Raw genomic sequence first — 21,068 nt, forward strand, 5'->3', positions numbered from 1 at the left:
CCGCGTGTGCATGACCTCGACGGGCGAGAGGCTGCGGTTCCGGTAGGCGCGCAGCAGCGCATGGGCGGGCAGGTCGTGCAGGGCCTGTGTCGTTCCAGTCATCGCGGCTTCCTCGAAGATGGCGGTTCTTGCGGCAGATCTGGCGCAGTGTGGCCCGGTGCCACCGGCGCGCCTGTCGCCTGTGGCTCAACCTGTGCGCGGTTCAGGTGGCCCAGGACAGTGCGGAGAGATCGTTGACGAAGACGGGCATGTCCTTCCACAGTCCGCGCAGGTTCTTGTTGGCCACGGTGACCCATTGCGGCGTGTAGAGGAAGGCATGCACGCAATCCTGGGCCAGCAGGCGCTGCGCATCGCCCAGCAGGCGCGAGCGGTCGGCGGGGCGCGAGGCGTTCTTGATCTTGTCGTACAGCTCGTTGAACTGGGACGACTGGTAGCCCCAGTAGTAGTCGGGCTTGGCGAAGTTGCCCAGGTCGAAGGGCTCGACATGGGAGATCAGCGTCAGGTCGTAGTTCTTGAGCGTGTAGGTGCCCGACAGCCACTGCGCCCATTCGACGTTCTGCAGCTTGGCTCGGATGCCGATCTTGGCCAGCTGCGCGGCAATCACCTCGCCGCCCTGGCGCGCGTAGGGCGTGGGTGGCAGGGTCATGGTCAGCTCCAGCGGCGTCTTGACGCCGGCCTCGGCCAGCAGCGCCTTGGCCTTTTCCACGTCGAAGGGGTTGATGCCCGTGGTGTCCACGTAGCCGAAGGCCGTGGGCACGTAGTAGCTGCCAATGGGCAGGCCGTAGCCGTCGCCCGCGCCGTCGATGACGGCCTTGCGGTCGATGGCGGCGGCAATGGCGCGGCGCACCCGCGCATCGTTCAAGGGCTTGCGCGCGTTGTTCATGGCCAGGATGGTCTTGGCCCGCGAGCCGCTGACCACGACCTGGAAGCGCCCGTTGGCCTTGAACTGGGCCACGCTGCGCGGCGTGACGCGCGGGAAGGCGTCGACATCGCCGGCCAGCAGTGCGGCCACCTGGGCTGCAGGGTCGGAGATGAAGCGGAAGGTGGCACGGCGAATGCGCAGGCCGGGGGCCGTGCGGTACCGGGGCCAGGCCGTGAGCGTGACCGAGGCGCCCTTGTTCCAGTTGCCCAGCTGGTAGGGGCCCGTGCCCACGGGGCGCGTGGCGTTGGTGGCAGCGCTCTTGGGTTCCACGATGATGGAGGTCGCCTGCCCCAGCACGAAGAGGAAGTCGGGGTCGATGTCCTTGTTGGTGACGACTACCGTGTGGTCATCCACCACGCGCGTGGACAGGGCGGCGAAGGTGCGCTTGTCCTTGTTGGTGCTCTTGTCGTCGCCCGCGCGGTCGAAGGAATACTTCACGCTGTGGGCGTTGCAGGGCTCGCCGTTCTGGAAACTCACACCCTTGCGCAGGCGGAAGGTGTAGGTCTTGAGGTCGGGCGAGACCTCCCAGCTTTCGGCCAGCAGCGGGGAGACGCTGCCGTCCGGATTGATCTTGGTCAGCGTCTCGAACAGGTTGTAGAGCACGATCTCGCCAATGGACGATGCGGCGCCGGCCGTGGGGTCCAGCCCCGGCGGCTCCAGCGTCATCGCCAGCGTGACACTGTCCTTGCGGCCCTGGGCCAGCGCAGGCCAGGGCATCAGCAGGGGCAGGCCGGCAGCAGCGGAGCTGGCCAGCAGGGAACGGCGATTGAACATGAACAGGTCTCCGGAAATTCTTGCAGATGGGTCATAGGCCGCTGGCTGCGGCCTGCAGCAGTGTTTTTACACCAGGGCGCGCGTGCGCGTGGCCATGAGGACCCGGTCCGCTCCGGTGGTTGTCAGCTTTCGGCTTTCAGGCGCGGTGCTGCAGGGCGATGCGTGGCACGGCCCGTACCAGGGCCTGGGTGTAGGGATGCTGCGGGGCGTGGAACAGTTGCTGCGGAGCCCCGCGCTCGACGATGCGGCCTTCGCTCAGCACGATGGCGTCGTCGCACAGGTGCTGGACCACGGCCAGGTCGTGGCTGATGAACAGGTAGGACAGGCCCAGCTGCTGCTGCAGATCGCGCAGCAGGTTCAGTACCTGGGCCTGCACCGAGACGTCGAGGGCGCTCACGGGCTCATCGGCCACGATGAGGCGGGGCCGCGTGACCAGGGCGCGTGCAATGGCGATGCGCTGGCGCTGGCCGCCCGAGAATTCATGCGGGTACTTGTCCAGGTCCTGCACGCGCAGCCCGACCTGCTCCAGCGTGGCGCGGGCCAGGTCGCGCCGGGCTGCGCGCTCGGGCGGTGCAGGCTGGGCGGTCAGGGGCTCGCAGACGATGTGTTCCACCGTCATGCGCGGGTCCAGCGAACCGTAAGGATCCTGGAACACCATCTGGAAATCGCGGCGCGCCATGCGCAGTGCCTGGTTGCCGAGCCGGTGCAGATCCTGGCCCAGCAGCTGCACGCTGCCGGCGCTGGGAGTGTCCAGCGCCATGACCAGGCGTGCCAGCGTGGACTTGCCGGAACCCGACTCGCCCACCACGCCCAGGCTGCGCCCCGCCGTCAGCGTGAAATCCACGCCGCGCAGCGCATGCACCTGCTCCGGCGCGCGCCACAACGAGCGGCGTGGCAGCCGGTAGCTGCGGGCCAGGTCCGTCACCTGCAGCAGGGGCGGATCGGCAGCGGCCGGTGCCTGGCGGTCGTGCTCCGTCATGTGCTGCGGCCCTGCGTATGCATGCCCGGCGCAATGGCCTCGGAGCGCAGGCAGCGCACCACATGCGGCTGTGCCCAGGCCTGCAGGGCGGTGGGCGTGGGCCGCTGCGGGCGCTCCAGGACCAGGGCGCGCGGGCGCTCGCTGTGGCAGGTGGGCTCGGTATGGCTGCAGCGGCCCGCGAAGGCGCAGCCGGCTGGCAGGTCCACCAGCTCGGGCACGGTGCCGGCAATGGTGGGCAACCGCGCCGGCGGCTGGTGGCCTGGTCCCGAAGGCTCCAGCTGCGGCCTGGCGGCGAACAGGCCGCGCGTGTAGGGATGGGCGCGGCGCGCGAAGATGGCCTCGGTCATGCCGCTTTCGACCACGGTGCCGCCGTACATCACCTGCAGCTGCTCCACGTTTTGCGCGATCACTCCCAGATCGTGCGAGATCAGCAGCAAGGCCATGGAGTGCTCTGCCACCAGTTCCTGCAGCAGATCGAGAATTTGCTGCTGCACGGTCACGTCCAGCGCCGTGGTAGGTTCGTCGGCGATCAGCAGGTCGGGCCCGCAGGCCAGGGCCATGGCGATGGTGATGCGCTGGCGCTGGCCGCCCGAGAACTGGTGCGGATAGTCATCAAAGCGCTGGGCTGCGCGGGCAATGCCCACGCGCTCCAACAGGGCCACTGCGCGCTCGCGCGCGGCCTGGCGGCCCAGGCGCTGGTGGTGGCGCAGCGGCTCGGCCACCTGGCGGCCGATGCCGTGCACGGGGTTGAGGGCCGTCATGGGCTCCTGAAACACCATGGCCATGCGGTTGCCGCGCAGGCGGCACAGCGCGCGCTCGTCCATGTCCAGCAGCTCCTGGCCGTTGAGCCGGATGCTGCCGTCCACCTGCGCATGCTCCGGCAGCAGGCCCATCAGCGCCAGGGCGGTCAGCGACTTGCCGCAGCCCGACTCGCCGATCAGGCCCAGCGTGGCGCCGCGCTCCAGGATGAATTCCAGGTTCTGCACGGCACGCGCGCGGCCGCGCGGGGTCTGCAAGGTGATGGTGAGGCCGGAGACTTCGAGCAGGGGCATGGCGCGTGTCTTCCTCAGCGCTGGCGCGACAGGCGCGGGTCGAGCAGATCGCGCAGCCCGTCGCCCAGCAGGTTGAGCCCGAGCACGGACAGTGCAATGGCCAGGCCCGGCCACACGGCCAGCAGCGGGGCCTGGAACATGAGGGTCTGGGCCTCGCTGAGCATGCGGCCCCAGGAGGCCTGCGGCGGCTGCGTGCCCAGGCCCAGATAGGACAGGGCGGCTTCCGCCAGAATGGCCAGCGCGAACTGTATGGTGGCCTGCACCACCAGCACGGGCAGGATGTTGGGCAGCACATGGCGCCAGGTGATGCTGGCGCGGCCATGGCCGCAGGCGCGTGCAGCCAGCACGTATTCACGTGCCCAGACCGCCTTGGCCGATGCCCGCGTGATGCGCGCAAAGGTGGGAATGTTGAAGATGCCGATGGCAATGATGGCGTTGACGATGCCCGCGCCGAACACGGCCGTGAGCATGATGGCCGATAGCAGCGCAGGAAAGGCGAAACTGAAATCGGCCAGCCGCATGATGGCCTCTTCCACCCAGCCCCGGCAGGCCGCGGCGACCAGTCCCAGCACCACGCCCATCGACAGCCCGATGCCCACGGCGATCACGCCGACCAGGATGGAACTGCGCGCGCCCAGGAACAGCAGCGAGGCCACATCGCGCCCATAGGCATCGGTGCCCAGCCAGTGCAGGCTGCCGGGTGCGGCCAGCTTGGCATCCAGGTCCATGTCGTAGGCCGAGCCCGGCGTCCACCACAAGGACAGCAGCGCGGTGAGCAGCAGCAGCGCGGTCAGCATGGCACCCAGCATGAAGCTGCGGTGGCCCAGCATGCGCCGGCCCAGGCTGGCCGGCCTGCTGAGGGTGACCGCCCGCGTGGGCCGATGGCCCGGTGGCGCAGCGGTCGGCGAAACAGGGTTGCCTGGCTGGCTCATATGTCGCTGGCCTCGATGCGTGGATCAATGGCTGCGTACAGCACATCCACGATGAAGTTGATGACCACCACCATGGCCGCCAGCAGCAGCACGCAGTTGCGCACGACGATGAGGTCGCGGTTGGCGATGGACTGGAAGATCAGCCGGCCCAGGCCCGGCAGGTAGAACACGTTCTCCACCACGATGGTGCCGGCCAGCAACTGGGCAAACTGCAGCCCCATGACCGTGAGCACGGGAATCATGGCATTGCGCAGCACGTGGCCCCAGAGCACGGCGCGGCGCGGCAGGCCCTTGGCGCGGGCCGTGCGCACGAAGTCCTCGCGCAGCACTTCCAGCACGGCCGAGCGCGTGATGCGCGCCAGGATGGCCGCCTGCACCACGGCCAGCGAGATCGCCGGCAGCAGCAGGGCCTGCAGTGCGGGCAGGACGCCGCCGCCATCGGCCTCGCTCCAGCCTGGGAAGCCGCCTGCGGAAAACCATTGCAGCTTCACCGAGAACACCAGGATCAGCAGGATGGCGAACCAGAAATTCGGGATGGCAATGCCGATCTGCGCCAGGCCCATGACGCCCAGGTCGCCCCATCGGTTGTGGCGCGAGGCGGCATAGATGCCCGCTGCCAGGGCCAGCACGGTGGTGATGAGCATGGCCATCACGGCCAGCGGGGCGGTCACTGCCAGGCGCTCCAGCACCAGATCGCTGACCGGTGTGCTGTAGGCGTAGCTCAGTCCCATGTCGCCATGCAGCAGCCCCTGCAGCCACTGCAGGTAACGCTGCCAGGCTGGCTGGTCCAGTCCCAGCTGCTCGGCCAGCGCCTGCACGGCCTCGGGGGCGGCATCGGGCCCCATCAGCGTCTGGGCCGCATTGCCGGGCAGCACTTCCAGCACGCCGAACACCACGGCCGAGGCGCCCAGCAGCGTGGCTGCCAGCATCAGCAGGCGCTTGAGCAGGAAGACGCTCATGGGCAGTCGGCCTTGGCACGGTGTTGGGCTGTCACGTCGGCGGAATGTGTGTGGGTGGTTCTTGGCGGGCCCGAATGGTAATGCGCACGGTCCATGCGCGCAGCATAGCGGCCTTTGAAGGTGCATCGCTACGTGCCGATCCGGCGCGTATGCTTGCCCGTGCAGCCTTCATGCGTATGAAGGGGGCAGGATAATGGCGCAATGACTGATGCCACCTTGCTGCAAGGCCCGTTCGGGGTGCAAGGGCCTGCCCGGCCCGGAGCGTGGCGTGCGCTTGCGAGGGACCTGCCATGGCTTTGATGATCACCGACGAATGCATCAACTGCGATGTCTGCGAGCCCGAGTGCCCGAACGATGCGATCTCCATGGGCGAGGAGTACTACGAGATCGAGCACAGCAAATGCACGGAGTGCGTGGGGCATTTCGATGAACCCCAGTGCGTGCAGATCTGCCCCGTGGCCTGCATTCCCGTGAATCCCGCCCACGTGGAAGACCGCGAGACGCTGATGCAGAAATACCTGCGTCTGCAATCCCAGGCTCCCGCCGCTTCCTGATCGCTCAGCCCTTGTCGCTCTCGGCTGTGGCCGGGCGCACGGGCTTGGGGCGTGGAGGCTTGGTGGTGTGGATCAGCAAGGTCGCCTTGTCCATGTCGCCCGCCTGCAGCTCGGGCCAGGCCTTGAGCGAATGGGCAATGCTGTCCTCGATCAGCTGGCGCTGGTCGGGCGCGGGCTTCTTGAGCACCCAGTTGGCGACTTCGGCCTTGTGCCCCGGGTGGCCTATGCCGATGCGCAGCCGCCAGTAGTCGGCCGAGCCCAGCTGGGCATGGATATCGCGCAGGCCGTTGTGGCCGCCGTGGCTGCCGCCGCGCTTGAGCTTGACCTGGCCTGGGGCGAAGTCCAGTTCGTCATGGACCACGAGGACCTCCTCGGGCTGGATCTTGAAAAAGCGCGCCAGCGCACCCACCGATTTGCCGGACAGGTTCATGAAGGTCTGCGGCTCGAGCAGCCAGACACTCTCGCCACGCACGCTGGCGCGGGCCATGAGGCCGAAGTAGCTGCGCTCGGGCACCAGGTGGACCTTGAGTTCGCGCGCCAGCGCATCTATCCACCAAAAACCCGCGTTGTGGCGGGTGTCCTCATACTCCGGCCCGGGATTGCCCAGGCCGACAAACAATTTGATCATCGGGCGATTATCTCCATGGCGGCCGCAGCAGGCAGGCGATGGTGTTCACCATGCAAAAGGCCCACGCGAGGTGGGCCTTTTGCAGGTTGCGGCAGCCGCAGCCGCCGCAAGGGAAAGCCAAGAATTACTTCTTGCCCTTCTTTGCCGGAGCGGCCGGAGCCGCTGCGGGAGCTGCGGATGCATCAGGAGCCACTTCGGGCAGCTTGATGGAGATCAGGGCCGGGTTCTTGTTGGAGCCGCGCACCACAGCCTTCACGCCGTTGGGCAGCTTGACGTTCTGCAGGCCCAGGGTCGACTTGGAGGTCAGGCCGCTCAGGTCCACCTTGATGAACTCGGGCAGTTGGGCGGGCATGCACACCACGTCCAGTTCATGGATCAGGGGAGTGATGGTGCAGTTCTCGACCTTGACGGCCTGGGACTGTTCCATGCCCTCGAAGTGCAGCGGCACCTTCAGGTGAACCTTGGTCTTGTCGTCAACGCGCTGGAAGTCCACGTGCAGGATCAGCTGCTTGTAGGGGTGGAATTGCACGTCGCGCAGCACGACCTTGGAGGTCTGGCCGTTGACTTCCATGTCCAGAACGCTGGAATGGAACACTTCCTTCTTCAGGGCGTGCCACAGGGCGTTGTGATCGATCTCGATCAGTTGGGCTTCGGCAGCACCGCCGTAGACGATGCCAGGGGCCTTGCCCGAATTGCGCAGACGGCGGCTCGCACCCGTACCTTGCTTGGCGCGCTCAAAAGCGACGAATTGCATAACTAACTCCTAGATGGATGGACCGCGACCAGCCTCATCCGTTGATAAAAGAACGCCTGCCCCGTGCGGAACAGGCTGCTCTTGCGGTGTCCCGGGATGGTCCTGAAACCATCCCGGAACGCGCAAACCTCCCGAAGGAGGTTTGCTGGTTCAGACCACAGGGGCCGATATTTTATTCGGAGAACAGGCTCAGCACCGAATCGCCGGTGGAAATCCGCTGGATTGTCTGGGCAATCAGGGGGGCCACGGACAGTTGGCGGATCTTGCCGCAAGCCTGGGCTTCGGCGCTCAGAGGAATGGTGTTGGTCACCACGACCTCGTCCAGTGCACTGCCGTTGCCGATGCGCTCGATGGCCGGACCCGAGAAAATCGGGTGCGTGCAATAGGCGTAGACGCTCTTGGCACCACGCTGCTTGAGCACTTCGGCTGCCTTCACCAGGGTGCCGGCGGTGTCGATCATGTCATCCATGATCACGCCGTTGCGGCCGTCGATGTCGCCGATCACGTGCATGACTTCGGAGACGTTGGCCTTGGGGCGGCGCTTGTCGATGATGGCCAGGTCGCAGCCCAGCTGCTTGGCCAGCGCACGGGCACGGACCACGCCACCCACGTCGGGCGAGACAACGATCAGGTCTTCGTAGTTCTTCTGGCGCAGATCGCCCAGCAGCACCGGCGTGGCATAGATGTTGTCCACGGGGATGTCGAAGAAACCCTGGATCTGGTCTGCGTGCAAGTCCATGGTCAGCACGCGCTCGACACCCACGGCCTGCAGCATGTTGGCCACGACCTTGGCCGTGATCGGCACGCGGGTGGAGCGCGGGCGGCGGTCCTGGCGGGCGTAGCCGAAGTAGGGAATCACCGCGCAGATGCGCTCGGCCGATGCACGCTTGAGGGCGTCCACCATGACCAGCAGTTCCATCAGGTTGTCGTTGGTCGGTGCGCAGGTCGATTGCACGACGAAGACGTCGCGCGTACGCACGTTCTGCTTGATCTCGACGGCGACTTCTCCATCGGAGAAGCGACCCACGTCGGCTGCACCCAGCGTGGTGCCGAGGTGCTGAACGATTTCAGCGGCCATGCCAGGATTGGCATTGCCGGTGAAGACCATGATGTCAGGATGATGTGAATGCATTGAGCGCCCCAGTACGATGGGTTTGCCTTGACGCGAAAGACGTTTGGCAGGGGAGGAAGGACTCGAACCCTCGCATGCCGGAATCAAAATCCGGTGCCTTTACCAACTTGGCGACTCCCCTACACAGGCCCTCTGCCGCAGGCAGACAGCCTATAAACTCTCATCTTTGAGCCAATCCTTGAGGGGATGGGCCTGCAGATTCCTGCAAACTCTGACATTCCAGATGCCTGGGGCATTCTCGAAGTCGATTGTTTGCGTCAGTGGTGCAAATACTGCACTTCCCGAGCCCGTCATTCTAGCACGCAGTTTGAAGGACTTGAGCCAATCAATGGCTTTTTTCACTTCAGGCTGCAGCCTTTCGGCGACGGGCTGCAAGTCGTTCTGGCCAAAGTCATAGTGATCTGCAGCAAAGTCGGCGATTGTAGCATGGGCATGATCGCGCTTGAGGTCGGGGGCGCGGAAGATGGACAGGGTTTCCAGTCCCGCCTCGGGCTTGACCACCACGAACCGCTGGGGCGGCAGGGCATGGCTTTGCTCCAGCGGCGTGATGTGCTCGCCTATGCCCTCCACCCAGGCGGAGCTGCCGCACAGAAAGAAGGGCACATCTGCGCCCAGGCCCAGTCCAATGCGCTGCAGTTCGCGCCGGGTCAGGTTCAGTTGCCACAGGCGGTTCAGCGCCATGAGGGTGGATGCCGCATCCGACGATCCTCCGCCCATCCCGGCCTGTGCCGGCAGGCGCTTTTCCACGCCTATGTGCACGCCCTGGCTGCAGCCGGTGGCCTGTTGCAGCGCGCGTGCGGCCCGCATGATGAGGTCGTCGGCAGGAAGGGCCATGCCCGAGAGGTCCTCGCGGCTGACGTTGCCGTCGCCGCGCTTGTCGAAGTGCAGCGTGTCGTGCCAGTCCAGCAGCATGAAGACCGATTGCAGCAGGTGGTAGCCATCGTCTCGGCGGCCGGTGATATGGAGGAACAGGTTGAGCTTGGCCGGAGCCGGCACGTCGTGGAGCGAGCGCATGGGCTGGAGAGGATGAGAGGGATGGAGGCGGGTGCGGCGGGATGGGGGTGCAGAGGGCGCGCCCGGCGCAAATCAGGGTGTGTCGAGCACGATGCGCAGCGCTGCCGGCGGCTGCGGGTCATGGCGCCGGGCGGACAGGCGGCCCTGCTCCATGCGGGAGAGATCGACTTGCCAGCCCGCAGCGGCCGTGGCCCGGCCCTGCAGCCAGTCGAACAGGGCGGCGATGGGCAGGTCGCTGCCCGTCAGCTCTTGCACCAGCGTGGGCAGCGAGTCCGAGGTCTTGCGGTCCTCGCCTTGCTGCAGGCTGGCCTGTCCTGGCGCCCAGAGCAGGCGCGCCAGCGTCGATCCCAGGGGGGTGAACAGCAGCAACTCGCCGCGCTGGGGGGTGCCCAGCAGCTCGAAGCCTGCGCTGAAGGATTGGTTCTGCGCATCTTCCACCTGCAGCGCCAGTCGGCCCGACCAGTGCCCGGCGGCGGCCGGTGCTGCTGCATCGGCCTGGAGCTGGCGGGGTGGCAGGGCGCAGCCGGCCAGAGTCAGCAGCGCCGTGGCAGCAGCCGTGGCGCACAGCTGCCGGCGGATGAGCATGGGGTGCAAACGATGGGGCACGGGGTGGGGCACGGCGCGGCGGCTCAAAGCGAGACGCCCAGGCGGCGCAGGGTGTCGCGCAGCGTGGTGTTGTCGGGGCTGGAGGCCAGGCCCTGGCGCCAGATCTTCTGCGCGCGTTCGCGATCGCCCTTGACCCAGAGCACCTCGCCCAGGTGCGCCGCGATCTCCACGTCGGGGCGGGAGGCGTAGGCGCTTTCAAGCAGCTTGAGCGCTTCGTCCAGGTTGCCTTGGCGGAATTTCACCCAGGCCAGGCTGTCGGTGATGAAGGGGTCGCCGGGCGACATCTCCAGCGCCTTGCCCACGAGCTTTTCTGCTTCGTCCAGATGGATGCCGCGCTCGGCGAAGGAGTAGCCCAGTGCGTTGTAGGCATGCTGGAAGTCGGGTCGGCGCGCGATGATGCCGCGCAGCAGCCGCTCCATTTCGTCATGCTTGCCGATGCGCTCCGCGAGCAGGGCCGTGTCGTAGGCCAGTTCGGCGTCTTCGGGGTCCTGTTTTTGCAGCTCGGCCTGCAGCGCATAGGCCTGGGCATTCTGATTGGCGTCGCGCAACAACTGCACTTCGGCCAGGCGCTTGAGCCGTTGCTGGCTGGGGCCGCTGGCAGGCACGGCTTCGATCAGGGCGCGCGCTTCCTTGAGCTTGCCCTGGCGTGCAAGCAGGCTCGCTCGGCGCGCCTGCACGCTCAGCAGGTTGGGGGCATCGTCGATGCGGCGCAGCAGGGCATCGGCCTCGTCGAACCTGCCTTGCTTTTCAGCGATCTGTGATTGCAGCAGGTAGTACTGGGACTGGCCGGCGCTGCGCGCCACGCCGGCAGGAATCTGCGGCACGAGCTTGCCGAAGCGCTCGGTGGACGCCTGCGCCGCACCCACATCGTTCGTTTGCAGCTGCAGGGCGGCCAGCGTGGCCCAGGCTTCGGCGTAGTCGGGCGAATCCATGGTGATGGAGACCAGTTGCTGCCGGGCCTCGTCCAGGCGCTGCTGACCCAGCAGCACGCGGGCATAGGCCATGCGCATCTGGGCTGACGGGTTCTTGGCCAGGTAGCGCTTGACGATGGGTTCCGCCTCCGGCATGCCGGCTTCCAGCAGCTCCATGGACAGCAGGGCCACGGGGCCTGTGTCGGGTGTCAGCGCCTGGGCCTTTTGCACGGCCTGCATGGCTGCGGCCTTTTGCCCGGCGCCCAGGCGCATGTGGCCGATGGTGGCCCAGGCCAGCGGGCCGCTGGCCGGATTGTCGGTTTCGCCGGCCATAGCCTGCTCGACCACATCGGCAGCAAGGGCCTTGTCGCTGGCGTTGTTGTAGAGCTGGGTGATGCCCAGATAGGTGGCGGGCTTGGACGGAGCGGGCGTGGCCTCGATCTCGCGCTTGAGATAGCTGCCGGTATCGGCGATGCGGTTCAGCGCCACCAGGATCTGGAGCACGAAGCGGTTGGCATCGCGTGACTGGGGAAAGGCGTCCAGCCAGGCGCGGGCATTGGCCAGTGCGCGCTCACCGGAGCGCGACTGCAGCGCCAGTTCCGTGCCACGGCGGTACAGCTGCTCGCTGCCGCTGGTGCGCGCAGCCTCCATCATCATGGCCTGGGCATCGCCCAGCGCGCCTTCGCTGGCAGCGATTTCGCCGACCAGGATCTCGTAGAACAGTTCGGCGTTGAGCGCTGCGCGCTCCTCTTCGGCAGACGCGGCGGCGGACGATGGAGGTTCCGGGGATTCCGTCTCGATGGTGGCTGCGGTCTTGCCAGGCAGAGCCCAGGCAGTGGCGGAACCCATGGCCAGGGCTGCTGCCACGGCGAGTCCCTGAAGGCGAAGGCGATGATCCATCGAATCATAATAATCGAAGCCTCGGCCCGCATTTCGCACAACCTCAGTACAACCCGGATCGCATGCCCGAATTGCCAGAAGTAGAAATCACGCGGCGTGCGTTCGCCTCGCAGATCGCCGGAGCGCGCATTGAATCCGTGGCGCTGGGCAAGCCATTGCGCTGGCCTCTGGGCATTGCCCCCGAGCTTCTGACCGGGCGCGAGGTGCACAGCGTGCGCCGGCGCGGCAAGTACCTGTTGATGCAACTGAGCGAAGGCCTGCTCATGCTGCATCTGGGCATGTCGGGCAGCCTGCGTTTCGTGGCGCCGCACGAGTTGCCGCTGGGTCCGGCGGGCGCGCATGACCATTTCGATCTGCACACCAGCAAGGGCCAGCTGCGCCTGCACGATCCGCGCCGGTTCGGTGCGGTGATGTATGTGCCGGCCGAGAACGATCCCTGGGCGCGCAGGCTGCTGGACCATCTGGGAATGGAGCCGCTGGATGACAGCTTCCTGTTCGAGACCTTCAAGGCCGGTCTGAAGGCCAGCCGTACGCCCATCAAGCAATTGCTGCTGAGCGGCAGCGTGGTGGTGGGCGTGGGCAATATCTATGCGTCCGAAGTGCTGTTCATGGCACGCATTGCGCCCACGCAGCCGGCCTGCGAGGTGGGGCCGCGCAAGGTGCGCCGGCTGTTCGAGGAGATTCGCCGCGTGCTGGAACTGGCGGTAGAGCAAGGGGGAACGACGCTGCGTGATTTCTCGGCGCCCGACGGCATGGCAGGCCACTTCCAGCTGCAGGCCAAGGTGTATGGCCGCGAGGGCCAGCCCTGCACGCATTGCGGCTCGCCCATACAGCTGCTGCGCCAGGGCCAGCGCAGCACCTACTTTTGCGCGCGGTGTCAGAAAGCGTGAGATGGCCTCAAAAAGAGGAGCGAATTTTCAACGTCTCGTAACGCTTGTGGAGGCCAATCTGCGCGAGATTCATATCGGGTCTGTGCGGGAGGCTCACATTTCTGAAAATCACCCCTCAGCCGCGCTGGATTGATGGTGAAATATTGTTTCATTTGTAAATAAACGATGTTTTGCCCTGAATCCCCCCGTTCCAGGAGCCGGCCTTGGGGCGCAGCTGCGGGCAAAACGGGGCGACGGTGCTATATTTTGATGAGAAAAGGCATCACGCTTGCGGCGCAATGTCGAGGCGATCACTAAGCATCGGCAGGCATTGGCGATGCAATGGCGGGGGAAACACGTGGGACCATCATTCAACGAGCAATTCGACCAGCATGGCGCATGGCGCCGTGGCTTTGCGCAGCAATTGCATGCGCTGCGCGAATGGTTGCAGTCCCAGGAGCTGCTGGATGTCGCTGTGCAGGAGCGGCTGCAGCGGCTGGAAGCCCAGGTGCGCGGCGACAAGGTCATGGTGGCCTTCGTGGCCGAGTTCTCCCGCGGCAAGTCCGAGCTGATCAACGCAGTCTTCTTCGCCCACTACGGCCGCCGCCTCATGCCGGCCAGCGCAGGTCGCACCACCATGTGCCCGGCCGAGCTGGGCTGGGAAGCCGAACTGCAGCCCAGCCTGCGCCTGCTGCCCATCGATACGCGCGAATCGCTGGAAAGCCTGGGCCAGTGGCGCGCCCGGCCCGAGGCCTGGCTGCAGCTGCCGCTGGATGTGAACAATGCCCAGCAGATTGCCGACACGCTGGCCAAGGTGGCCGAGGTGCGCAAGGTGTCGGTGGATCTGGCGCGAACCTGGGGCTTCTGGCATGACGATGACCAGGGCGGCAATCCCTTCGTGGATGAGCAGGGCCTGGTGGAGGTGCCCATGTGGCGCCACGCGCTGATCAACATGCCCCATCCCCTGCTCAAGCAGGGGCTGGTCATTCTGGATACGCCCGGCCTGAATGCCGTGGGTGCCGAGCCCGAGCTGACCGTCAACCTCATCCCCCAGGCCCATGCCGTGGTCTTCGTGCTGGCGGCCGATACCGGCGTGACCAAGTCCGACCTGGCCATCTGGCGCGACCATGTGCTGCCGCCCGATGCGGCGTCGGGCCAGCAGGCACTGGCCGATTCGCGTCTGGTGGTGCTCAACAAGATAGATACGCTGTGGGATAGCCTCAGCTCCGCGACGCAGGTGCAGGCCCAGTTGCAGCGCCAGCGCCAGGAATCGGCCCAGATGCTGGGCCTGCCTGTGGAGCGGGTGTTGCCCGTGTCGGCACAAAAGGGCCTGGTGGCCAAGGTCTCCGGCAACGAGGCGCTGCTGCAGGCCAGCGGGCTGCCCATGTTCGAGAACATGCTGGCCGAGGGCATCATGGGCCAGCGCCAGAAGGTTCTGCAGACGGCTGTCAGGGCCAATGTGCAGCAGTTGCAGGTCGAGGTGGAGCGCGTGCTCAATATCCGCCGCCGCGACCTGGACGACCAGATGGCCGAGCTGCGCAGCCTGCGCGGCAAGAACGCCAGCGTGATTGCCTCCATGCGCAACCGCATCGAGAGCGAGCAGCGCGATTTCGATGCCAGCGCCGCCAGGATCCAGGCCGTGCGCCTGGTGCACATGCGCATGCTGCGCGACATCTTCCGCCAGCTCGGTTCCAGCGCGCTCAAGCAGGAACTGGTCGATCTCAAGGAGGCGCTGGAGCAGCGCGGCCTGAAGCTGGGCGCGCGCAAGGTCTACGCGGAAACCTTCGAACGCCTGCGCACCGTGGCGACCCGGGCCCAGGCGCAGGCCGGCGAGATCCAGTCCATGCTGGGCGCGACCTTCAAGGAACTCAATGCCGAGTTCGGCTTCTCGCTGCAGGCTCCTGCGCAGCTGGAGCTGACCGAGTTCGGCGGCGACCTGCAGCGCATCGAGGCCAGCTACACCCAGTACCTGGGCCTGGGCCACGCGCTCAGACGCAGCAATCCCGCGTTTGCCCAGCGGCTGATCAAGGCCCTTGCCATGCGTCTGCGCACGGTCTTCGAGTCTGCGGCCAACGACGTGGACATGTGGAGCAAGTCCGCCACGGCCCAGCTGGATGCCCAATTGAAAGAGCGCAAGCGCAGCTTTGCCCGCCGCATCGAAGCGGTGGACCGCATCCAGAATGCGGCTTCGGGCCTGGTCGAGCGCATTGCCGAAATCGAGGCCGCCGACGAACAGCTCACGGCCTTGCAGCTGCAGCTGGGACAGGCCACCATGGAACTGCTGCAACCCCTGTCGCCCACGCCCGCCTTCCCCGGCCTGGCAAAGGCTGCACAGGAAACTTCACTGACTGCTTGATATCTTGACCTTTCCCTCGATTGCCACGCCCGTCGTGCAGTGGCAGGCGTCGCATGGACGCAATCACCTGCCCTGGCAGCAGACGCGCGATCCCTACCGCGTCTGGCTCTCTGAAATCATGCTGCAGCAGACCCAGGTGAGCACCGTGCTGGGCTACTACCAGCGCTTCCTTGATGCCTTTCCCGATGTCGCCAGCCTCGCGGCCGCGCCGCAGGATGCCGTGCTGGCGCTGTGGAGCGGCCTGGGCTACTACAGCCGTGCGCGCAACCTGCACCGCTGCGCCCAGGCCGTGGTCCAGGAGTGGGGGGGGGCCTTTCCACGCAGGGCCGAGGATCTGGCCACGCTGCCCGGCATAGGCCGGTCCACGGCGGGCGCCATCGCGTCCTTTTGCTTTTCCGAGCGCGTGCCCATCCTCGATGCCAATGTGCGGCGCGTGCTCACGCGCGTGCTGGCCTTCGATGCCGATCTGGCCGTGGCCAGGAACGAGCGCGAACTGTGGGACCTGGCCCAGCAGCTGTGCCCCACCGAGGACCTGCAGCAGGCCATGCCCCGCTATACCCAGGGCCTGATGGACCTGGGTGCCACCATCTGCACGCCGCGCAAGCCCAGCTGCCTGGTCTGTCCGCTGCAGCCGCAGTGCCGGGCGGCCCGCTTCGGCAATCCCGAAAACTACCCCGTGCGAACGCGCAAGCTCAAGCGCAGTTCCGAGGCCTGGTGGCTGCTGATCGCCGTGGACGGGCAAGGCCGCGTCTGGCTGGAGCGCCGCCCGCAGCAGGGCATCTGGGCGGGCCTTTATGCGCCTCCCGTGTTCAATGAACGCGAGGCGCTGGAGCAGGCCGCCGCACGGCACTGGCCCGCCGCACGATCCGCCGACTGGACCGAGCTGCCGGCTTTCCTGCATGTGCTCACCCACCGTGATTTGCATCTGCATCCGGTGCGCGTGCCTGTCCATGGCAGCGGCCCGGATGCTGCCATGGCAGACGGCCAGGGCTGCTGGGCCGATGCCAGGGCCTGGGCCGACATGGGCCTGCCGGCCCCGGTGCGCAAGCTGCTGGATGCGCAGTTTGCGGGCTGAAGCCCAAGGCCGCCGCGTCTTCCTAGAACGTGCGGCGCGGCAGGAGCAGGGCGCAGCGCAGCAGCATCCACGCCAGCCATTGTTCACGTGCGCCCGGCTTGCGCCGTGCGCGTGCGGCGGCCTCGGCAATGTGCAGACGCAGGCTGAGCAGGGCCTGGCGGTCGCCCCTTTGCACCGCCTGGTGCCAGGCCTGCTCGCAGCGCTGGCGTTCCAGCGCCTGATCGAGCGGGCTGCGCACGCCGGGCACATCGGCCGTGCCATGGGTGTCGGTGAGGGCGTTCATGGCTGCAGCGCTCCCACGGTTGGGCGGGTGCCTGCGTCTGCATCGCCGCGGTCGCCATCCTGCCGGCCAAAGGCATACCAGTCCACATGCCGTGTGCAGACCATGATCAGGGCCAGCACGGCGAACAGCGCGATGGAGCCCACGATGAGCGCGCTTTGCTCCAGCTGCAGCAGCACATACAGCAGGCCGTAGAGCGAGGCGATTCCCGCAGCAAACGGCAGGCCGCGCTGCAGGCTGCCCAGGATGTGGCTGGCGTAGTAGGCCAGCAGCAGAACGCAGGCCGAGGCAGCAATGCCGTAGGCGCTGGCAAATCCCATGTGCTCCGACAGGCTGATCAGCAGCAGGAAGAAGCTGCACAGCGCCGATCCCACCAGCAGGTACTGGATGGGGTGCACGCGCAATTGCTTGAGCACCTCGAACAGGCCGACGGCCACAAAGGTCAGCACCACGAAGAGCAGGCCGTACTTGGTGGCCCGGTCGCTCAGCGAGTAGGCGTTGATGGGATCCACGAAGTCTGTGTCCAGCGACTCCAGGCAGGGGCCGCTGCTGGGCGCATGCGCCGTGGCGGCGTATTCCTCCATGTCGCGGCGGCCTGGCTGGCACAGCGGCTGCTGGTCGGTGAAGGCCTGGCGCGCCGAAGAGGCCAGTGCCGAGAGATTCCAGCTGGCGTTGAATCCCTTGTCGCTGACTTCACGCCGGTTGGGCAGGAAGCTGCCGCCGAACGAGGGGTGGGGCCAATCGGCCGACAGCTGGACCTGGCTGTGGCTGCCCAGCGGCACGAAGGCCAGCTTTTCGGTGCCCACCAGTTCCAGGGCAATCTTCAGCTCAAGGGGCTCGTCCTTCTTGAGCAGGGCAGGCGCCAGCTCCGCCTGCAGGCCTTGCGAGTAGCGTTCCAGCGAGGTGCCGGGTCCCACGTCCAGGCTCTTGCCGCCGGCCTCGATGGTGGCCGAGCGTATGCCGCGCGGATCGGTCAGCGACAGCGCCACGCGCAGTGCGCCGCAGCGCACGGCCTGGTTGGCTGCCGCTTCGATGGACGGCTTTTCCAGGTACTGCGCGGCATGGGTGAAGCTGGCGCTGATGCTGTCCTGCATGGCGTAGGTGCTGACCTGGTGCAGGCCGCGCGAGCGCTCTTCCATGCGTGCCGTTGCCTCATGGCGCAGTTGGTCGGGCAGCAGCATGCGCTGGAACTGGCGCGTGGTCCATTCCGTCTTGCTGCCCTTTTCTATGCCGGTGGTCTCGGTGCAGTTTTGCACCAGCACCGGTCCCATCAGCGTCTGGCGTCCGGCCAGGCTGGCGACCACGCCCTGCACGGCGTTGTCGCGGTTGCGTATGCGGTCGCGCACCACGTCATGTACCAGGCCCAGGCCCAGCATCAAAAGGCCCAGCATGACCAGCAGGGCCACGCCTTTGGCAAGCAGTCGGTTCTTCATTCCACATCCCGTTCGTTGATCGTGGACGCAGTCTGGGCGGGGGCTGTGTGGCCGGAATGAAGTGTGTGAAGCGGGTGTGAAGTCGGATTCGCAGGACCGATGGGGGGCGTCAGTGTGCCCGCAGTGGCCAGTTCAGCGTGACACGCAGCCCGGGCTGGGCGTTGGTGGCCTGCATGCTGCCGCCGTGCAGCAGCATGATGCGCAGCACGATGGACAGGCCCAGTCCCGTGCCGCTGCGCTCCCCGTTGGGGCGGGGGGTGGTGAAAAAGCGTTCGCCCAGCCGGCCGAGTAGCGCCTCGGGCACACCGGGGCCGTGGTCGCGCACGCTGACGCGGCCGGGCTCCAGGTCCACGTGGATGCTGCTGCCTTCGGGGGCGAAGTCGATGGCGTTGCTCAGCAGGTTGCTGAGGGCCAGCACCACCAGGTCCTGCTCCCAGGGGCCGCTGCTGTCCTGGCCTTGCAGCACCAGCTGGATGCGGCGCTGGTGCGCTGCGCTGTGGACTTGCGCCATGGCCTGTTCGGCACAGGCCTGCAGGCTGCAGGCCGTGTGCGCGTGCAGGGCGCGGCGCTGCTCCAGCTGGCTCAGGCGCAGCAACTGGTCCACAAGGTTCTGCAGGCGCTGGCACTGGTCCACCACCTGGCGCGCGAACAGCTCGCGGTCGGCGGCGGGCAGGTCTTCCTGCAGCAGCTCGCCTGCGCCACGGATGGCAGCCACGGGGCTCTTGAGTTCGTGCGTGAGGGCGCGCACATAGCCCTCGATGTAGTCGCGCCCCTCCAGGCGGCTGCGCATGTTCTCCATGGCGCGGGCCAGTTCGCCCAGCTCGCCGGGCATGCGCGGGGCTTCGGGCATGGGGGGCGCCGTGGTGGGCGAGGCGGCCTCGTTGAGCGTGGGCGCCTGTACCTGCTGGGCATAGCTGCGCAGGCGCCGCACATGGATGACCAGCCACCAGGTCACGGCAAAGCCCACGCCGGCCGACAGCAGGAGGAACAGCAGGCCGCCGCGCAGCATCTTGCTTTCCGCGCTGTCCACGATCTTCTGCACCGAGTGCGCGGGCTTGGAGGCCGTGAGCACGCCCGCAATGCGGCCTTCCACCATGATGGGTGCCGACACATACATGACGCTGCTGGCCTCGTCGTTCTGCACCTCGCGCGTGGTGCGTGCGCCGTATTCGCCGCGCAGCGTGCGGTACACGTCGCGCCAGCGCGAGTAGTCGGCGCCCTGGTCCAGGCCGGCCGAGTCGAACAGCACCAGTCCTTGCTGGTCGGTGATGGTGACGCGCATGTCCAGGCTGGTCTTGCGCGTGTCCCAGATCCAGACCTTGACGGTCTGGTTGGCATAGGCCTGCATGTGGTGCGCGAAGCGGCTGTCCGCGGGGCTTTGCTGCAGCACGCCGCTGGCCATGTCGTCGCTGGCCAGCGCGGCCAGGGCGTAGGCGGTCTCGACCAGCGTGTCCTCGGTCACCTTGCGCACGCTGGGCTTGACCTCGACCATGAAGACGCGCAGCACGAAGAATGCGGCCAGGCCGTTGATGACGAAAAAGGCGAAGAACAGCCGCAGTCCGAGGCGCATGGCGTGCGGCGGCGCGTCAGCCCGGCAGCGTCAGGCTGTAGCCCATGCCGCGGTGGGTGGTGATGAAGTCCTGCTGCGGCACCTGGGCACGCAGCTTGGCGCGCAGGGTCTTGACGTGGGTGTCCACGGTGCGGTCCGTGCTGTCGCTGTCCTGGCCCCAGATGCTGTCGAGCAGGAACTCGCGGCTCAGGATGCGTCCGGGGCGCTCCAGCAGGCAGCGCAGCAGCTGGTACTCGCGCCGCGTCAGCTCCAGGGGCACGCCCTGCATGCGCACGCGCTGGCCTTGCGTATCGATGCTGAACAGGGCATCTGCCGGCGGCGCTGTGCTGGCTGTGGGCGCGGGCTGCAGGCGCTGCGCACGGCGCAGCAGGGCGCGGGTGCGGGCCACCAGCTCGCGCGGGCTGAAGGGCTTGGTCAGGTAGTCGTCGGCGCCCAGCTCCAGGCCCAGCACGCGGTCCATTTCCTCGCCGCGTGCGCTGAGCACCAGCAGCGGCACGGCGGCGCCGGCCTGGCGCAGCTCGCGGCACCAGTCCAGGCCGTTGCCATCGGGCAGGCCCACGTCCAGCAGCAGGGCATCGGGCGGCTGCGCCTGCCATTGCGCGCGTGCGTCTGCCAGCTGCAGGCAGTGGCGCACGGCGATGCCGTCACGCTCCAGCGCATAGCAGACGGTGCGCGCGATGGCGGGGTCGTCCTCCACCAGCAACACGCGCGGGGCGTTCGTCATCGGCATGCCTTGCATCGCAGTACTCCGGGAGCGGACCCTGGCGCTTCAGATGTCGTGCGCAAGCAGGTCGGCAGGCTTGGGGGTGGGCCGGCTGTCCAGCGAGCGGTGCCGGCACAGCGTGGGCCAGCGCGGGGCGAAGTGCCGCGCCAGTTCCTCGACCAGGAAGACCGAGCGGTGCTGGCCCCCCGTGCAGCCGATGGCCACGGTGACATAGCTGCGGTGGTTGCTGGCCATCATGTCCAGCCAGGATTCCAGGAACTGCTGGATGTCGCGGCGCATCTGGTCCACGCCGGGCTGCTGGCGCAGGAACTCGGCCACGGGCGCATCCATGCCGGTCAGCGGGCGCAGCTGGGGTTCGTAGTGCGGGTTGGGCAGCATGCGCACATCGAACACATAGTCGGAATCCGAGGGCAGGCCGTGCTTGAAGCCGAAGGACTGGAAGACCAGCGTCATCTGGCCCACCGGGGCCGCAATCAGCTCCTTGATATAGCTTTGCAGCTGGGACGAGCGCAGGTGGCTGGTGTCGATGACATGCGACTTCTCGCGCAGGTCGCCCAGCAGCTCGCGCTCGGTTTCTATGTCCTGCACCAGGGCGCGGCGGCCCTCGGCGACAGGCCCTTGCGACAGAGGATGGCGGCGCCGCG

General features: G+C 67.0%; 20 protein-coding genes and 1 tRNA gene. 4 read left to right on the top strand and 17 right to left on the bottom strand.

The features are described from left to right. Nucleotides 1-202: 202 nt before the first annotated feature. From L995_RS07070 to L995_RS07090, 5 genes are all read right to left on the bottom strand, one after another. The gene (locus L995_RS07070) at nt 203-1,696 is read right to left on the bottom strand and encodes an ABC transporter substrate-binding protein (RefSeq protein ID WP_034364072.1); all 1,494 of its coding nucleotides are present in this window, start codon (nt 1,694-1,696) and stop codon (nt 203-205) included. 136 nt (nt 1,697-1,832) lie between these two features. Then, a complete protein-coding gene (locus tag L995_RS07075) occupies nt 1,833-2,675 on the bottom strand; it encodes an ATP-binding cassette domain-containing protein (protein ID WP_016445691.1) in 843 nt (280 codons plus the stop codon). After that, nucleotides 2,672-3,727, bottom strand: a complete 1,056-nt coding sequence (locus tag L995_RS07080) for an ABC transporter ATP-binding protein (protein WP_047470545.1) — start codon at nt 3,725-3,727, stop codon at nt 2,672-2,674. The genes L995_RS07075 and L995_RS07080 overlap by 4 nt, the downstream gene beginning before the upstream one ends. A gap of 14 nt (nt 3,728-3,741) precedes the next feature. After that, nucleotides 3,742-4,659: an ABC transporter permease gene (locus tag L995_RS07085; RefSeq protein ID WP_016445693.1), complete on the bottom strand. Its 918-nt coding sequence runs from the start codon at nt 4,657-4,659 to the stop codon at nt 3,742-3,744. After that, entirely contained in the window at nt 4,656-5,618 is a 963-nt protein-coding gene (locus L995_RS07090; RefSeq protein WP_016445694.1) for an ABC transporter permease, read from the bottom strand. Before L995_RS07090 ends, L995_RS07085 begins: the two co-directional genes overlap by 4 nt. A 290-nt stretch (nt 5,619-5,908) precedes the next feature. Here L995_RS07090 and L995_RS07095 point away from each other — a divergent pair, with 290 nt between their 5' ends. Continuing rightward, complete coding sequence (locus L995_RS07095) at nt 5,909-6,172, top strand: YfhL family 4Fe-4S dicluster ferredoxin (RefSeq protein ID WP_016445695.1); 264 nt, start codon at nt 5,909-5,911, stop codon at nt 6,170-6,172. Nucleotides 6,173-6,176: 4 nt separating this feature from the next. Here L995_RS07095 and pth read toward each other — a convergent pair whose 3' ends face one another. From pth to L995_RS07130, 7 genes are all read right to left on the bottom strand, one after another. Then, nucleotides 6,177-6,800, bottom strand: coding sequence for an aminoacyl-tRNA hydrolase (gene pth, locus L995_RS07100; RefSeq protein ID WP_016445696.1), 624 nt, complete (start codon nt 6,798-6,800; stop codon nt 6,177-6,179). Nucleotides 6,801-6,924: 124 nt separating this feature from the next. Beyond that, nucleotides 6,925-7,554, bottom strand: coding sequence for a 50S ribosomal protein L25/general stress protein Ctc (locus L995_RS07105; protein ID WP_016445697.1), 630 nt, complete (start codon nt 7,552-7,554; stop codon nt 6,925-6,927). Between the two features lie 172 nt (nt 7,555-7,726). Then, nucleotides 7,727-8,686: a ribose-phosphate pyrophosphokinase gene (locus tag L995_RS07110; RefSeq protein ID WP_047470551.1), complete on the bottom strand. Its 960-nt coding sequence runs from the start codon at nt 8,684-8,686 to the stop codon at nt 7,727-7,729. Nucleotides 8,687-8,730: 44 nt separating this feature from the next. Further along, nucleotides 8,731-8,807 (bottom strand) — tRNA-Gln (locus L995_RS07115). A gap of 29 nt (nt 8,808-8,836) precedes the next feature. After that, nucleotides 8,837-9,700 (bottom strand): 4-(cytidine 5'-diphospho)-2-C-methyl-D-erythritol kinase, encoded by an 864-nt coding sequence (gene ispE, locus L995_RS07120; protein WP_047470554.1) that lies wholly within the window; start codon nt 9,698-9,700, stop codon nt 8,837-8,839. A gap of 72 nt (nt 9,701-9,772) precedes the next feature. Beyond that, nucleotides 9,773-10,285 (bottom strand): outer membrane lipoprotein LolB, encoded by a 513-nt coding sequence (locus tag L995_RS07125; RefSeq protein ID WP_047326560.1) that lies wholly within the window; start codon nt 10,283-10,285, stop codon nt 9,773-9,775. A gap of 44 nt (nt 10,286-10,329) precedes the next feature. Next, nucleotides 10,330-12,117, bottom strand: coding sequence for a tetratricopeptide repeat protein (locus tag L995_RS07130; protein WP_026062311.1), 1,788 nt, complete (start codon nt 12,115-12,117; stop codon nt 10,330-10,332). Nucleotides 12,118-12,179: 62 nt separating this feature from the next. Between L995_RS07130 and mutM the strand changes: the two genes are divergently transcribed. The 3 genes from mutM (at nt 12,180) to mutY (ending at nt 16,417) form a co-directional block, all read left to right on the top strand. Further along, nucleotides 12,180-13,007, top strand: coding sequence for a bifunctional DNA-formamidopyrimidine glycosylase/DNA-(apurinic or apyrimidinic site) lyase (mutM, locus tag L995_RS07135; RefSeq protein WP_047470559.1), 828 nt, complete (start codon nt 12,180-12,182; stop codon nt 13,005-13,007). Nucleotides 13,008-13,344: 337 nt separating this feature from the next. Further along, nucleotides 13,345-15,342, top strand: coding sequence for a dynamin family protein (locus L995_RS07140; protein ID WP_017405122.1), 1,998 nt, complete (start codon nt 13,345-13,347; stop codon nt 15,340-15,342). Between the two features lie 4 nt (nt 15,343-15,346). Then, nucleotides 15,347-16,417 carry an A/G-specific adenine glycosylase gene (gene mutY / locus L995_RS07145; RefSeq protein ID WP_017405123.1) on the top strand — a complete coding sequence of 357 codons (1,071 nt, stop codon included), beginning with the start codon at nt 15,347-15,349 and terminating at the stop codon, nt 16,415-16,417. A gap of 22 nt (nt 16,418-16,439) precedes the next feature. On the opposite strand, the gene L995_RS07150 is transcribed toward mutY, so the two are convergent. The 5 genes from L995_RS07150 to L995_RS07170 all read right to left on the bottom strand — a co-directional run. Then, a complete protein-coding gene (locus L995_RS07150) occupies nt 16,440-16,700 on the bottom strand; it encodes a hypothetical protein (protein WP_047470562.1) in 261 nt (86 codons plus the stop codon). Continuing rightward, nucleotides 16,697-18,130 (bottom strand): cell envelope integrity protein CreD, encoded by a 1,434-nt coding sequence (creD, locus tag L995_RS07155; RefSeq protein WP_047326563.1) that lies wholly within the window; start codon nt 18,128-18,130, stop codon nt 16,697-16,699. The genes L995_RS07150 and creD overlap by 4 nt, the downstream gene beginning before the upstream one ends. 109 nt (nt 18,131-18,239) lie before the next feature. Continuing rightward, nucleotides 18,240-19,700 carry a two-component system sensor histidine kinase CreC gene (gene creC, locus L995_RS07160; protein WP_047470564.1) on the bottom strand — a complete coding sequence of 487 codons (1,461 nt, stop codon included), beginning with the start codon at nt 19,698-19,700 and terminating at the stop codon, nt 18,240-18,242. Nucleotides 19,701-19,716: 16 nt separating this feature from the next. Next, nucleotides 19,717-20,439, bottom strand: coding sequence for a two-component system response regulator CreB (gene creB, locus L995_RS07165; protein ID WP_016445708.1), 723 nt, complete (start codon nt 20,437-20,439; stop codon nt 19,717-19,719). A 30-nt stretch (nt 20,440-20,469) separates the two neighbouring features. Then, nucleotides 20,470-21,068 (bottom strand): RapZ C-terminal domain-containing protein (locus L995_RS07170; protein ID WP_047470566.1); only part of this gene is annotated, 599 nt, incomplete at its 5' end.

Source organism: Delftia sp. ZNC0008, from assembly GCF_000799035.1.
Lineage (GTDB): Bacteria > Pseudomonadota > Gammaproteobacteria > Burkholderiales > Burkholderiaceae_C > Comamonas > Comamonas tsuruhatensis.